The sequence below is a fragment of the Musicola paradisiaca NCPPB 2511 genome (assembly GCF_000400505.1).
Classification (GTDB): Bacteria; Pseudomonadota; Gammaproteobacteria; order Enterobacterales; family Enterobacteriaceae; genus Musicola; species Musicola paradisiaca.
In genome coordinates this window covers 3,296,614-3,310,109 of sequence record NZ_CM001857.1, presented here as the reverse complement: position 1 = coordinate 3,310,109, position 13,496 = coordinate 3,296,614, and the positions used below count along the sequence as shown (strand labels likewise).

The 13,496-nt window shown below is 49.7% G+C and carries 14 protein-coding genes and 1 other annotated feature; of the genes, 10 read left to right on the top strand and 4 right to left on the bottom strand.

Annotated elements, in window-relative coordinates:
• Positions 1-143: 143 nt before the first annotated feature.
• The 4 genes from rpsP (at position 144) to rplS (ending at position 2,166) form a co-directional block, all read left to right on the top strand.
• Positions 144-392: a 30S ribosomal protein S16 gene (gene rpsP / locus DPA2511_RS14705; RefSeq protein ID WP_015854539.1), complete on the top strand. Its 249-nt coding sequence runs from the start codon at positions 144-146 to the stop codon at positions 390-392.
• 18 nt (positions 393-410) lie between these two features.
• Positions 411-959 carry a ribosome maturation factor RimM gene (gene rimM / locus DPA2511_RS14700; protein ID WP_015854538.1) on the top strand — a complete coding sequence of 183 codons (549 nt, stop codon included), beginning with the start codon at positions 411-413 and terminating at the stop codon, positions 957-959.
• A 38-nt stretch (positions 960-997) separates the two neighbouring features.
• Positions 998-1,747, top strand: coding sequence for a tRNA (guanosine(37)-N1)-methyltransferase TrmD (gene trmD, locus DPA2511_RS14695; protein WP_015854537.1), 750 nt, complete (start codon positions 998-1,000; stop codon positions 1,745-1,747).
• Between the two features lie 71 nt (positions 1,748-1,818).
• The gene (gene rplS / locus DPA2511_RS14690) at positions 1,819-2,166 is read left to right on the top strand and encodes a 50S ribosomal protein L19 (RefSeq protein WP_012768745.1); all 348 of its coding nucleotides are present in this window, start codon (positions 1,819-1,821) and stop codon (positions 2,164-2,166) included.
• A gap of 275 nt (positions 2,167-2,441) precedes the next feature.
• On the opposite strand, the gene DPA2511_RS14685 is transcribed toward rplS, so the two are convergent.
• Positions 2,442-2,810, bottom strand: a complete 369-nt coding sequence (locus DPA2511_RS14685) for a DUF2799 domain-containing protein (protein WP_071597678.1) — start codon at positions 2,808-2,810, stop codon at positions 2,442-2,444.
• 651 nt (positions 2,811-3,461) lie between these two features.
• On the opposite strand from DPA2511_RS14685, the gene DPA2511_RS14680 reads away from it, so the two are divergent.
• Together DPA2511_RS14680 and tyrA are read left to right on the top strand one after the other, a co-directional pair.
• Positions 3,462-4,526, top strand: a complete 1,065-nt coding sequence (locus tag DPA2511_RS14680; protein ID WP_015854535.1) for a 3-deoxy-7-phosphoheptulonate synthase — start codon at positions 3,462-3,464, stop codon at positions 4,524-4,526.
• Between the two features lie 11 nt (positions 4,527-4,537).
• Positions 4,538-5,659 carry a bifunctional chorismate mutase/prephenate dehydrogenase gene (tyrA, locus tag DPA2511_RS14675; RefSeq protein WP_015854534.1) on the top strand — a complete coding sequence of 374 codons (1,122 nt, stop codon included), beginning with the start codon at positions 4,538-4,540 and terminating at the stop codon, positions 5,657-5,659.
• 47 nt (positions 5,660-5,706) lie between these two features.
• On the opposite strand, the gene pheA is transcribed toward tyrA, so the two are convergent.
• The 3 genes from pheA to bamD form a co-directional block, all read right to left on the bottom strand.
• On the bottom strand, positions 5,707-6,864 hold the full coding sequence (gene pheA, locus DPA2511_RS14670) for a bifunctional chorismate mutase/prephenate dehydratase (protein WP_023638415.1): 1,158 nt from the start codon (positions 6,862-6,864) through the stop codon (positions 5,707-5,709).
• Positions 6,865-6,888: 24 nt separating this feature from the next.
• Positions 6,889-7,013, bottom strand: a sequence feature (Phe leader region).
• 105 nt (positions 7,014-7,118) lie between these two features.
• Positions 7,119-7,454, bottom strand: a complete 336-nt coding sequence (gene raiA / locus DPA2511_RS14665; RefSeq protein ID WP_015854532.1) for a ribosome-associated translation inhibitor RaiA — start codon at positions 7,452-7,454, stop codon at positions 7,119-7,121.
• A 286-nt stretch (positions 7,455-7,740) separates the two neighbouring features.
• Positions 7,741-8,472 carry an outer membrane protein assembly factor BamD gene (bamD, locus tag DPA2511_RS14660; RefSeq protein ID WP_015854531.1) on the bottom strand — a complete coding sequence of 244 codons (732 nt, stop codon included), beginning with the start codon at positions 8,470-8,472 and terminating at the stop codon, positions 7,741-7,743.
• A 134-nt stretch (positions 8,473-8,606) separates the two neighbouring features.
• On the opposite strand from bamD, the gene rluD reads away from it, so the two are divergent.
• The 4 genes from rluD to DPA2511_RS23535 all read left to right on the top strand — a co-directional run bounded on the left by rluD (position 8,607) and on the right by DPA2511_RS23535 (position 13,263).
• Positions 8,607-9,584, top strand: a complete 978-nt coding sequence (rluD, locus tag DPA2511_RS14655; RefSeq protein ID WP_015854530.1) for a 23S rRNA pseudouridine(1911/1915/1917) synthase RluD — start codon at positions 8,607-8,609, stop codon at positions 9,582-9,584.
• 4 nt (positions 9,585-9,588) lie between these two features.
• Positions 9,589-10,314, top strand: a complete 726-nt coding sequence (yfiH, locus tag DPA2511_RS14650) for a purine nucleoside phosphorylase YfiH (RefSeq protein ID WP_015854529.1) — start codon at positions 9,589-9,591, stop codon at positions 10,312-10,314.
• A 134-nt stretch (positions 10,315-10,448) separates the two neighbouring features.
• Positions 10,449-13,022 carry an ATP-dependent chaperone ClpB gene (gene clpB / locus DPA2511_RS14645; RefSeq protein ID WP_015854528.1) on the top strand — a complete coding sequence of 858 codons (2,574 nt, stop codon included), beginning with the start codon at positions 10,449-10,451 and terminating at the stop codon, positions 13,020-13,022.
• Positions 12,997-13,263, top strand: coding sequence for a hypothetical protein (locus DPA2511_RS23535; protein WP_153247107.1), 267 nt, complete (start codon positions 12,997-12,999; stop codon positions 13,261-13,263). Before clpB ends, DPA2511_RS23535 begins: the two co-directional genes overlap by 26 nt.
• Positions 13,264-13,496: the final 233 nt, after the last annotated feature.

Here is a 13,496-nt window from a genome sequence, read left to right as displayed (position 1 = left end):
TGACGGAGCAGAAAGGTTAAGGCGGTTATACGCTTTAGATTGCTTTTTGTTCCCAAATGAGTAAAATTTTCGGGCTTTTTATATGACTACCGGGCCCCGTTCCTCGATGGGGCCTGGTTGTTTTATTCACTAAAGAGGATGTTATGGTAACAATTCGTTTGGCACGTGGCGGCGCTAAAAAACGCCCGTTCTATCAAGTCGTAGTGACCGACAGCCGCAATGCGCGCGATGGTCGTTTCATTGAGCGCGTAGGTTTCTTCAACCCGGTTGCTACCGGTAATGCAGAATCTCTGCGTCTGGATCTGGATCGTATCGAGCACTGGGTTGGTTTGGGTGCAACCGTTTCTGATCGCGTGTCTGCGCTGATCAAAAACGTTAAAAAAGCAGCGTAATCTGTTCTGGTGGTGGCGATGAGCAAGCAACTTGGTCCGCAGTTTCCTGTTAACCCAATTGTTCTTGGGAAAATAGGGTCAACATACGGTATTAGAGGTTGGCTCAAGGTATTTTCATCCACCGAAGAGGCCGATAGCATTTTTGATTACCAACCCTGGTTTATCCAGAACAAGGGGCAGTGGCAGCAGGTAGAAATCGAAAGCTGGCGCTACCACAACCAAAGCTTGATCATCAAGATTAAACATGTTGACGATCGGGATGCGGCGAATCTGCTGACCAATTGCGAAATTGTTGTAGATTCAACGCAGTTACCTGAGCTGGATGATGGGGAGTTTTACTGGAAGGATCTTATCGGCTGTGATGTCGTGACCGTTAGCGGTTATGAACTGGGAAAAGTCATCGATATGATGGAAACCGGTTCGAACGATGTTCTGGTTGTAAGAGCCAACCTGAAAGATGCTTATGGCGTGAAGGAGCGGTTGATTCCGTTTCTGAACGAACAGGTTATCAAGCATATCGACCTTTCTGCTCGTCGTATCGAAGTGGATTGGGATCCTGGTTTTTGATCTCTGAACAATCGCCAGTAATTTAGTGGAACGATGTTATGTGGATTGGGGTTATTAGCCTGTTTCCTGAAATGTTCCGCGCCATTACCGATTATGGAGTCACTGGCCGGGCAGTTAAGAATGGCTTGTTGAGCGTGCAGTATTGGAGTCCTCGTGATTTCACATACGATCGGCATCGCACAGTGGATGATCGTCCATATGGCGGTGGTCCGGGCATGCTGATGATGGTTCAACCCTTACGGGATGCCATTCATGCAGCAAAAGCGGCGGCAGGCGAAGGCGTGCGGGTGATATATCTATCGCCGCAAGGCCGTAAATTGGATCAGCAAGGTGTACGCCAACTCGCTGCCAACCAGAAGTTAATTTTGGTATGCGGCAGGTATGAAGGTATTGATGAGCGTGTAATTAAGGCCGAGATTGATGAAGAGTGGTCAATTGGCGATTATGTGCTCAGTGGTGGTGAGCTACCAGCGATGACGCTGATTGATTCAGTTTCCCGCTTTATTCCGGGAGTTCTGGGCCATGAAGCTTCGGCAGAAGAAGATTCTTTTGCTGAGGGATTACTGGATTGCCCCCATTATACCCGGCCTGAAGTGTTGGAGAGTATGGCTGTACCAGCGGTTTTACTGTCTGGCAACCATGCGGAAATACGCCGCTGGCGTTTGAAGCAGTCGCTGGGCCGAACCTGGCTTAGAAAACCTGAACTTCTGAAAAGCCTAGCTCTGACTGACGAGCAAGCGACGCTGCTGGCTGAGTTTCAACAGGAACATCAGTCTGAGCAGCATTGAGTATTAAGGGGCGCACTGAAGAACTATCAGGCGGGCCCAAATATCAGTTTACCTAGGGTAAGAGAGTAATTATGAGCAACATTATCAAACAGCTTGAACAAGAGCAGATGAAGCAAGACGTACCTGCATTCCGTCCGGGTGACACCGTGGAAGTTAAGGTATGGGTCGTTGAAGGTTCCAAAAAACGTCTGCAGGCATTCGAGGGCGTGGTTATCGCAATTCGTAACCGCGGTCTGCACTCTGCATTCACTGTTCGCAAGATTTCCAACGGCGAAGGCGTAGAACGTGTGTTCCAGACTCACTCGCCGGTAGTGGATAGCATTACCGTTAAGCGTCGTGGTGCTGTGCGTAAAGCCAAACTGTACTACCTGCGTGAACGTGCTGGTAAATCCGCTCGTATCAAAGAGCGTCTTAACTAAGCATACGTTTTCGCGACATCCGAAAGCGAGAAGGGTAGCCTACAGCTACCCTTTTTTATTGCCTGTTTGGAATTGTTTCTATGCTGTGCAGAGATGGGTTCCCAGCCATTTGTAATTGTGTGTTGTCAGGCTAGGGTGGTTGGCTAGCGGATGATAACTAGCGCTCGCTTCTGAATAAAAATGATCCGATACAGTGCTATCGTCGTTATCTGCTTCAGGTAATGTGCTGAATTTACTAATATATCATGCAACATTATCATCGTTTTTGGGGACTATTATCGAGATGTGGCGTTGTCGATACTTTCCTGCCATGTCCTCCTTAACTGTTCAGCATGATTATCGCTGCTACAGCCGAGTGGAAATGGTTTCCCATCCTTTCCCCATAAACGTATATTTCCCGGGTGGCATAATACCGCTTGCCCTGCGGTGTATCCCTGAAGATAGGATTCGCGATCAACCTGAGGATCGCCAAACCATTCGGACAACGTATCATTATCCCTGACTTCTGAGCCTGCGACCGCGTCCTGATAACCTGCTTCATACCAGACAGAAACCTCATCTCTGGCGGTTTGGGGAACGGGAACATTGGGGTGACAGCCGGTGAGCAGCACTATACCCAGCGACCATATACAGTTTTTCAGCATCAGTTCTGTCACCGGAGAGCCGGTGCCTCTATAACAAGCCTGGTAGTTTCCGGTTTTCTTGCAATCGATTTTGGTAGAGCATCATACGAGATCTCCCGGCCATGGTGGGAGCGCGTTCCATCAATTGGAAGATCAGTAATTAGCCTGTATTGCTTGCCGTATCATGTAAACGACGAATTTTCCTGCCATTTTCCAGTGATAGCTAAGTATACCCGGATTGATAAGTTTCAACGATATGGATACAGCTCAATCGCAATGTGTGAAAAATCGATTTTTTCGCCATATGGGATTGAGAGAGATCGGTATATGGATATGTGTATATATTTATTTACGGGTTTATCTTTTCTTCAATGACTCAATGCTTACATCAGGTGTGTGTACTTAGTTTTTCACAGGTAGTTGAATATGCAGCCATACAATACTCGTCTTAACTCATTGCCTTATATGATGAAATAATCCCATCATATTAATATTTATTGTTTTATTTTTTGTGTGGCATATTTTTCGAATGATATGTGTTTTTCTTGTGTGAGTAATTTTTTCTTTACACATATGGTTTTAAAGATTTACATGCTGTGGTATGGTGTGATCCAGATGTGGTTATTGATGCAATCGCTCACTGTAACGTAAGGAAGAGACAGGATCACCATCATGCAAAAAGACACGCTTAATAACATCAATATCAGCGAAGAGCAGATTCTTATTACCCCCGATGAGTTGAAAGCCAAATTTCCCCTGGATGATCAACAGCAGCAAGCAATAGCGCGTGCCCGCAGAACGATTGCAGATATCATTCGCGGTAATGATAAACGGCTGCTGGTCGTGTGTGGCCCTTGTTCTATTCACGATACCGATGCGGCGCTGGAGTACGCACGTCGTCTGAAGGCACTGTCAGCTGACTTGAGCGACCAGTTGTATATCGTCATGCGCGTCTATTTTGAGAAACCCCGAACCACTGTCGGTTGGAAAGGGTTAATCAACGATCCTTACATGGATGGCTCCTTTGATGTGGAAGCCGGGTTGCATATTGCTCGTGAGCTGTTGCTGCAGTTGGTCAATCTGGGGTTGCCGCTGGCGACAGAAGCTCTGGATCCGAATAGTCCACAATATCTGGGTGATCTTTTCAGTTGGTCGGCTATCGGCGCCCGCACTACAGAATCACAGACACACCGTGAAATGGCGTCGGGTCTTTCTATGCCTGTCGGTTTCAAGAATGGTACGGATGGGAGCCTGGGCACGGCCATCAATGCGATGAAAGCTGCGGCCATGCCACATCGTTTTGTGGGCATCAATCAATGCGGACAGGTTTGTTTACTGCAGACCCAGGGGAATCCTGACGGCCATGTGATTTTGCGCGGTGGTAAAAAGCCAAATTACAGCGCGGCCGATGTGGCTGAATGTGAAAAACAAATGCGGGATGCAGGACTGAATCCGGCGCTGATGATAGATTGTAGCCACGGTAATTCGAACAAAGATTACCGTCGTCAGCCGCTGGTGGTGGAATCAGCGATTGAGCAACTGAAAGCGGGTAATCACTCCATCATTGGGCTGATGCTGGAAAGCCATATTCATGAGGGTAATCAGTCTTCCGAACAGCCCCGTTCGGAAATGCGTTATGGTGTATCCGTGACAGATGCCTGCATCAGTTGGGAAAGTACCGAAACGTTATTGCGTTCGGTTCATCAGGAACTTTCCGCAATCCGCGCCAATTTGTGAGGAGAAAATAAATGGTCGCTGAACTGACCGCTTTACGTGATCAGATCGATGAAGTTGATAAAGCATTATTGGCACTGTTATCGCGTCGACTGCAACTGGTTGCAGAAGTCGGCGAAGTAAAAAGCCGTTACGGATTGCCAATTTATGCGCCTGATCGGGAAGCGGCGATGCTGAGTTCACGACGTGAGGATGCTGAGGTGTTGGGTGTCCCTCCTGATTTGATCGAGGATGTGCTGCGGCGGGTGATGCGTGAATCCTATACCAGCGAGAATGACAAGGGGTTTAAAACGCTGCGCCCGGAGCTGCGGCCGATCGTTATTGTCGGTGGACGTGGGCAAATGGGGCGAATGTTTGACAAGATGCTCACGTTGTCCGGGTATCAGGTACGGATCCTTGAACAAGGTGATTGGTCGCAGGCTGATGCTTTGCTGGCGGATGCGGGAATGGTGATCATCAGTGTGCCGATTCATATCACCGAGCAGGTGATCGCCCGTCTGCCGAAATTACCGGATGATTGTATTCTGGTTGATCTGGCCTCTGTGAAAAATGCCCCGCTTCAGGCCATGCTGGCGGCGCATCAGGGGCCGGTTGTTGGGTTACATCCCATGTTTGGGCCTGATACCGGCAGTCTTGCCAAGCAGGTAGTGGTGTACTGCGATGGTCGTCAGCCGGAAGCTTATCAATGGCTGCTGGAACAAATTCAGGTCTGGGGAGCTCGATTGCATCGTATCAGCGCCGTTGAACACGATCAGAATATGGCGTTCATTCAGGCGCTTCGGCATTTCGCCACTTTTGCCTATGGGCTGCATCTCGCCGAGGAAAACGTACAGCTTGAACAATTGCTGGCGCTTTCATCGCCCATTTATCGGCTTGAACTGGCGATGGTGGGGCGGTTGTTTGCACAGGATCCCCAACTGTATGCCGACATCATCATGTCATCAGGCAATAATCTGGCGTTGATTAAGCGTTACTATCGGCGTTTTGGTGAAGCGCTCGCTTTGTTGGAGGCCGGTGACAAAGAGGCATTTGTTGCCAGCTTCCGAAAAGTAGAGCACTGGTTTGGCGATTATGCACGCCGATTCATGGCAGAAAGCCGAGCCTTGCTGCGTCAGGCGAACGATATCCGACAATGAAGGTTCTATTGATTAAAAAAGCGCGCCGTTAAAACGGCGCGCTTTTTTTATGCGGGCTCGACTGGAATGACGTTCTCGCTGGGATAACAACCGAGAACCTTGAGAGAACGGGTGATAGCTGCGAGTTCCTGCAGCGCTTTTTGGGTTGGTTCACTGCGTAGATTTGCCTGTACGTCGATATAAAACATTTCTTCCCACGGGTTGCCGTGGATTGGGCGCGACTCCAGTTTGGTCATGACAATGCCGTGTTCCCTAAGTACCAGCAACGCTTCTACCAGTGCTCCCGATTGTTGACCGGTCGCCATAATTAGCGTGGTCTTCGCCGGGACTTGTTCTGTAACATCAATCGGTTTGCGCGCCAGTACGATAAAGCGGGTGATATTCTGCGCCTGATTGGCCAGGTTGTGTTCCAATACCTGTAATTGATAGAGCATACCGCCGGCTTCGCTGCCTAACGCCGCCACATCGGGTGTGTTCAGCTCGGCGACTTTGGCCATTGCTGCCGCCGTACTCTCGCAATACTCAATTTTCCAGTGGGGAAACCGATTGATAAAGTTGCTGCATTGCTGGAATGGTTGCGGATGGCTGTAAACCGTTTTGATTTTATCGAGTTCGGTATCAACGGCGACAAGCACGCAATGGTCAATGGGATTGTTCAGCTCGCCAACAATCGATAACCCTGTATGTTGCAGGAGATCGTAGACGTCGTTGATTGAGCCTGAACTGGTGTTTTCAATAGGCAATACCGCATAATCGGCCTGGCCGGTTTCCACCAAATTGACAATATCCTGAAAGCGCTGACAGCCGCACTCGACAATTTGCTCGAAGTGACGGGCTGAATATTGCCTGGCGGCGAGGTGAGAGTAAGAACCTTTGGGGCCCAGGAAGGCGATTCTGGCGGAAGGAATGCCGCCGGGGTTTAGGTGCTGTTGCAACAATGCCTGCTGGGTGAGAACCGAGTCTTCGATAATCAGTTGGAAGAGGCGCGTAATATAGTGGCCGTCCAGATGACGTTTCTTGCCTTCCTCCACTAACTGGGAGAGTAAGTCCCGCTCGCGCTCCTTGTCTCTGATCGGTCGATGTGAATGCTGCTTGGCGCGAGCTACATCCAGCGCCAGTTCACGTCGTTGTGCCAGCAGGTCGAGCAGTTGCGTATCCAGTGTGGTAATGCGCTCGCGCAGCGCCTGTAATGGATTATCGGTCATTGTGTATACCTGTTTGCTGTCCATATAAAAAAAGCCCCCTGGTCGGGGGCTTTTTTGTTCGTCTTCGTATTCTTACTTACACGACACGCTCGCCCCACGAAGTGGAGAGGGTAAAAAAGAATACGAAGAAAAACGGGCGTGGTGTCATTAGCAAAATCCTTAAGATCGATGCAGGTAAGGTACCTGCTGCCTTTTCATCCTGTCAATAAGAAACGCGCCTTTCGGCGCGTTGATATCAACAGCGGCAAAACTGTTTATTCTGCCGGTGCCTGCAGATTGGCATCTTTGATACAACTATCGGCGCGGCGCGATTCGCTCTTGTGCTGAACTTTGTTTAACTGACGTTCCAGTTTGTTTATCAACTCATTCACAGCGGCGTACATATCTTCGTGTTTGGCGCTGGCTACTAATGGGCCGTTTGGGGTGTTAATTGTTGCATCCACTACAAAGTACGGCGCTTCTTTCGACAGGATAATGTGCGGATTTATCAAGTGCGCTTGCCACTTATCCAGTTTGCTGAGACGGTCTTCGACATGCTGACGAATTGCGGGGGTAATCTCCATTTGCTTACTGGTAATATTGATAGTCATAAATACTTACCTCTCTGTCTTGTCCGTCCTGAATGATTTCAGCATACCCCGAGATATCGCAAATTGGGTGATTATGATCACTTTTTTTTGCTACTTTAGCCTGATAAATACCGATTTGTGAGATGCCTTCTGGAACGTGCGGTGCAAGCTTGTGGAGACACATCCGCTGTGCCAGAATCAATAAGATTTATTGGTTCAGTTCGGCGGTGTTTTTTATGCCAATCTGCTCCTGATATAGAAAACGGCAGCCGAAGCTGCCGTTTTAAATGGTTTTTTTGGTGTTTTTTTATGCAGGGTTCGCGGCGATGATTTTCGCTACTTTGTCTGCTTCCCCGACTAGCTGCAACTCCCGGTAGGCGTTCTCCATCAGCGGCAGGGCTTTTCTGGTGGCCTGCGTGTCAGGATAATCCTTCAACATTTGCTCTACCCGATTCACTACCGCCACATAAGCCCCACGTTTCGTGTAGTATTGCGCAACGGAGAACTCATATTTGGCCAAACGTTCCTTAATGTAAGCCAGACGTTTGCTGGCATCGGTTGCGTACTGGCTGCGCGGATATTCCTGAACCAATTGACTGAACGCTTTGAAGGCTGAGCGAGCATATTGAGGATCCCGATCCGAGCGATCGACACCAAAGAAGCCCTGCAGTGCGCTATCATCCAGCGCCATGTTGGTCAATCCACGCATATACAGCACGTAATCTACGTTAGGATGTGTCGGGTTCAGTCGAATAAAACGATCTATTGACGCCTGAGCTAGAGACAGATCGGCGGATTTATAGTAAGCGTAGATCAGATCCAACTGTACTTGCTGAGAGTATGGGCCGAATGGATAACGGTTATCCAACGCTTCCAACTGAGTGATGGCTGCTTTAAAGTTGCCGCTTTGTAATTTTTCCTGGGCGGTGGCGTACAGTTCTGCAGGCGGACGATCGGGAACTGTATCTTTTGAATTGGAACAACCAGCCAGCGCCAGGCTCAACGTGGCAGCAGCCACCAGGTATTTCATACGCGTCATGACGTTTTGATTATCCTCAGTGTGTTTTTTCCGGGAAACTGTCCGTTAAGCTCCCGATGAAGACCAGCTACAATAGTACATTATTTTAAACGGCGTCGCCGTTAAAACCCAACGTTAATAAAGAAGCTGCAAATATGCCCCAACAAGTACAACTCACCGCGACGGTGGATGAATCTCAACTAGGTCAACGGTTAGATCAGGCTTTGGCCGAATTGTTCCCTGATTATTCGCGTTCCCGCATAAAAACATGGATTCTGGAGCAAAGAGTACAAATTAACGGCAATGTAATTGATAAACCCAAAGAAAAAGTGCTTGGCGGGGAGTCCGTGTCAATTACTGCCATAATCGAGGAAGACGTCCGTTGGGATGCTCAGCCGATTCAACTGGATATTGTGTATGAGGATGAGGATATTCTGGTCATCAACAAGCCGCGGGATTTAGTGGTACACCCAGGAGCGGGGAACCCTGACGGCACGGTCCTGAATGCGCTGCTGCATCATTATCCGGCAATCGCCGATGTTCCCCGGGCTGGAATTGTACACCGTCTTGATAAGGACACGACGGGGTTGATGGTGGTCGCTAAAAATGTTCCGGCGCAGACGCGCCTGGTCGAGTCGTTGCAGGCAAGGGAGATTACTCGCGAGTATGAGGCGGTTGCAAATGGCACGATGACGGCAGGAGGCTCGGTTGCTGAACCGATTGCACGCCATCCGACTAAGCGCACGCATATGGCCGTGCATCCTATGGGCAAACCTGCGGTGACGCATTATCGCATCATGGAGCATTTTCGTGCCCACACGCGCTTGAGACTCCGCCTGGAAACCGGCAGAACCCACCAGATTCGTGTCCATATGGCGCATATTAATCACCCATTAGTGGGCGATCCGTTATACGGCGGGCGCCCGCGTTTTCCTAAAGGCGCATCGGATGAATTCCTGACGGTGCTGCGTCATTTTGATCGTCAGGCATTACATGCCACGATGCTACGACTTTATCATCCTATCAGCTGTATCGAGATGGAGTGGCATGCGCCGTTACCTCAGGATATGGTGGAGCTGATTGCTGCGCTTAAAGCAGATACTGAAGCTTTCAAAGATCAACTCGATTGGTGATTGTATGTTACTCAAGCCGGATTGGCCTGCGCCGGAAACAATTCGTGCCTGTACTACCACCCGGAATGGCGGTGTTAGCACTCATCCTTATGGAACCTTTAATCTGGGGAACCATGTTGGCGATGAACCTCTTTCCGTTGAGACGAACCGGAAGCATCTGGTCTCAATGGCCTCCTTGCCGGCCATGCCATTCTGGCTGGAACAGGTACACGGTACCCATGTCGTCAATCTTGATCCCAAACAGCCTGATACGCAGACCGGCGACGCGGTGTATACCACGCGCCGTGATCGTGTCTGCGCGGTGATGACAGCTGATTGCTTACCAGTGCTGTTCTGTTCTGCCGATGGTAAAGAAATTGCAGCCGCACATGCTGGATGGCGAGGGCTACAGGCTGGGGTGCTGGAACAGACGATCAGCGTGTTTCGTGCGCCTCCTGAGGCGATCATGGCCTGGATGGGGCCGGCGATTGGGCCGAGCCGGTTCGAAGTCGGTGGGGAGGTTAGAGACGCTTTTGTCAGTAGTGATACGGCGACAAATTGTGCTTTCGTCCCCCACAATAATAAATTCTTCGCGGATATCTATCAGCTTGCCAGATTACGCCTGCAACGTGCCGGTGTGACCCAAATTTTTGGCGGGAACGCGTGTACCGTCAGCGAGAGCGATAAATTTTTTTCCTACCGGCGAGATGGCGTGACCGGACGTATGGCAACTTTGATTTGGCTGATATAACCTATTGAATTAAGGCGATCCAGAACGATTAACGTTTTTCCTCCATTATTACTGGCAAAATAATCTTGAAATTTTGAGGGATGACCTCATTTAATCTCCAGTAGCAATTTTGACCAGTATGTATGGGAGGAGTTATGCGTCTGGATCGTCTTACCAATAAATTCCAGCTTGCCCTCGCTGATGCCCAATCTCTTGCTCTTGGGCGAGATCATCAATTCATCGAACCTTTGCATTTAATGAGTGCGCTTGTTTCTCAGGAAGGTGGGACGGTTGCGCCGTTGTTAACGGCCGCTGGCGCTAACATTGGACGGTTAAAACAAGACATTGCTCAAGCGATTGCGCGTCTTCCTCAGGTGGAAGGAACCGGGGGGGATGTTCAACCATCCGGTGAGTTGGTTCGTACTCTCAATATCTGCGATAAGCTGGCGCAAAAGCGCGGCGATACGTTTATTTCGTCCGAGTTGTTTGTGTTGGCTGTGTTTGAAGCTCGCGGTACGTTAAGCGATTTGTTGAAGAGTGCTGGCGCTACGTCTGAAAACGTCAATAAAGCCATTGAGCAGATTCGTGGTGGTGAGCAGGTCAATGAGCAAAGCGCCGAAGATCAGCGGCAGGCGTTGAAGAAATTTACCATCGATTTAACCGAGCGGGCTGAACAAGGCAAGTTGGATCCCGTCATTGGGCGTGATGAAGAAATTCGTCGCACTATCCAGGTATTGCAACGCCGAACCAAGAACAACCCGGTGTTGATTGGTGAACCAGGGGTCGGTAAAACCGCTATTGTCGAAGGGCTTGCACAACGGATTATCAATGGCGAAGTCCCTGAAGGTTTGAAACACAAGCGTGTGTTGGCGTTGGATATGGGCGCTCTGGTTGCCGGGGCCAAGTACCGTGGTGAGTTCGAGGAGCGTCTGAAAGGCGTCCTGAACGATCTGGCTAAACAGGAAGGCAACGTTATTCTGTTCATTGATGAACTGCATACCATGGTCGGTGCCGGTAAGGCCGACGGTGCCATGGACGCAGGCAATATGCTCAAGCCAGCGTTGGCGCGCGGTGAGTTGCACTGTGTTGGCGCAACGACGCTGGACGAATATCGTCAGTATATTGAAAAGGATGCGGCACTGGAGCGCCGGTTCCAGAAGGTATTTGTTGCACAACCGACAGTTGAAGACACCATAGCCATCTTGCGAGGGCTGAAAGAACGTTATGAGTTGCACCATCATGTGCAAATTACCGATCCGGCGATCGTCGCCGCAGCCATGTTGTCCCACCGGTATATCTCAGATCGCCAGTTGCCGGATAAGGCGATCGATTTGATCGACGAGGCTGCTTCTAGCATTCGTATGCAGATTGATTCTAAACCGGAGCCGCTTGATCGCCTGGATCGGCGCATCATTCAGTTAAAGCTCGAACAGCAGGCGCTCAAGAAAGAGTCCGACGATGCCAGCCTGAAACGGTTGGAAATTCTGAATGCGGAACTGGAACAGAAAGAGCGTGAATATTCCAAGCTGGAAGAGGAATGGAAGGCGGAGAAAGCCTCTCTGACTGGAACGCAAAACATCAAAGCGGCTCTGGAACAAGCTAAGTTGGCGTTGGAACAGGCGCGGCGTCAGGGCGATTTAGGCCGGATGTCTGAATTGCAGTATGGCAAGATTCCTGAACTGGAAAAGGAACTTGCGGCGGCAAATCAGGTGGAAGGGAAAACTATGCACCTATTGCGTAACCGCGTAACCGATGCAGAGATTGCCGAGGTGCTTGCCCGCTGGACGGGAATTCCGGTATCCCGGATGCTGGAGAGTGAGCGTGACAAACTGCTGCGTATGGAGCAGGAAATGCATCAGCGTGTTATCGGTCAGAATGAAGCCGTTGAAGCTGTCGCCAATTCTATCCGGCGTAGTCGCGCGGGGCTGTCTGATCCCAATCGGCCCATCGGCTCATTCCTGTTCCTTGGGCCGACCGGGGTGGGGAAGACGGAGCTTTGTAAAACGTTGGCCGCATTTTTGTTCGATAGCGATGACGCTATGGTTCGCATTGATATGTCTGAGTTTATGGAGAAGCATTCTGTTTCTCGTCTCGTCGGCGCCCCTCCTGGATATGTGGGGTATGAAGAAGGCGGTTATTTGACGGAGGCCGTTCGTCGTCGTCCTTACTCTGTAATTTTGTTGGACGAAGTAGAGAAAGCCCACCCGGATGTATTCAATATCTTGCTGCAAGTGTTGGATGATGGGCGGTTAACCGATGGGCAAGGTCGCACCGTGGATTTTCGCAATACGGTTGTGATTATGACGTCGAACCTGGGTTCCGATTTGATTCAGGATCGATTCGGTGACATGAATTATGGCCAAATGCGCGATATGGTACTGAATGTCGTGAGTCACCATTTTCGGCCTGAGTTCATCAACCGTATTGATGAGGTGGTGGTATTCCATCCCTTGGCGCGAAATCACATTGCTTCTATTGCCCAGATTCAACTGCAACGGCTCTATAAACGTCTGGAAGAACGTGGATATAGCGTTTCTATCTCTGATGCCGCATTGGAATTGTTGGGAAAATCCGGATTTGATCCGGTCTATGGGGCACGGCCGCTGAAACGGGCCATCCAGCAAATGATAGAAAACCCATTGGCGCAGCGGATTCTGTCGGGTGAACTGCTTCCAGGAAAGCCTATTGTTCTGGATGTGCAGGATGAGTCTATCGTCGCACATCAGTAGCAGTGATGGAGTGAAAGTAAAAGCCCGGACACGACTTCCGGGCTTTTTAGTGAAAAAGACTGCTTGTGATGAAAAAATAGCTTATTGGTTTAAAAGTGAGCGCTTGTTCGGTTTTTTGAAAATTAACGCTTGTCAGGTCAGAAGAAGTCCCTATAATGCGCCACCACTGAGACGCGCTGATGCACAGCACAACGCGGTTCAGGACGGAGAAAGGCTAAAAAAAGTCGTTGACTCCGAATGAGGAAGGCGTAGTATACGCCACCTCGCGACAGCAGGCTGAGGCCGGTCGCAGCGCTCTTTAACAATTAATCAGACAATCTGTGTGGGCACTCGCAGGACACTTCGGAACGAAAGAACTGAAAGTCTTGAAGAGTGAACAACAGTTAATTCATTACGAACTAACAACAGTAAATTCTTGAGCACCGCTTCACGAGCAGAAGCAAATCAAACTTTAAATTGAAAGAGTTTGATCAT

Coding starts and splice junctions, on each gene's coding strand:
- rpsP (WP_015854539.1), top strand. CDS start 144: ATGGTAACAATTCGTTTGGCACGTGGCGGCGCTAAAAAACGCCCGTTC.
- DPA2511_RS14680 (WP_015854535.1), top strand. CDS start 3,462: ATGCAAAAAGACACGCTTAATAACATCAATATCAGCGAAGAGCAGATT.
- rplS (WP_012768745.1), top strand. CDS start 1,819: ATGAGCAACATTATCAAACAGCTTGAACAAGAGCAGATGAAGCAAGAC.
- pheA (WP_023638415.1), bottom strand. CDS start 6,864: ATGACCGATAATCCATTACAGGCGCTGCGCGAGCGCATTACCACACTG.
- DPA2511_RS23535 (WP_153247107.1), top strand. CDS start 12,997: ATGAGTCTATCGTCGCACATCAGTAGCAGTGATGGAGTGAAAGTAAAA.
- trmD (WP_015854537.1), top strand. CDS start 998: ATGTGGATTGGGGTTATTAGCCTGTTTCCTGAAATGTTCCGCGCCATT.
- yfiH (WP_015854529.1), top strand. CDS start 9,589: ATGTTACTCAAGCCGGATTGGCCTGCGCCGGAAACAATTCGTGCCTGT.
- DPA2511_RS14685 (WP_071597678.1), bottom strand. CDS start 2,810: ATGCTGAAAAACTGTATATGGTCGCTGGGTATAGTGCTGCTCACCGGC.
- clpB (WP_015854528.1), top strand. CDS start 10,449: ATGCGTCTGGATCGTCTTACCAATAAATTCCAGCTTGCCCTCGCTGAT.
- rluD (WP_015854530.1), top strand. CDS start 8,607: ATGCCCCAACAAGTACAACTCACCGCGACGGTGGATGAATCTCAACTA.
- bamD (WP_015854531.1), bottom strand. CDS start 8,472: ATGACGCGTATGAAATACCTGGTGGCTGCTGCCACGTTGAGCCTGGCG.
- raiA (WP_015854532.1), bottom strand. CDS start 7,454: ATGACTATCAATATTACCAGTAAGCAAATGGAGATTACCCCCGCAATT.
- tyrA (WP_015854534.1), top strand. CDS start 4,538: ATGGTCGCTGAACTGACCGCTTTACGTGATCAGATCGATGAAGTTGAT.
- rimM (WP_015854538.1), top strand. CDS start 411: ATGAGCAAGCAACTTGGTCCGCAGTTTCCTGTTAACCCAATTGTTCTT.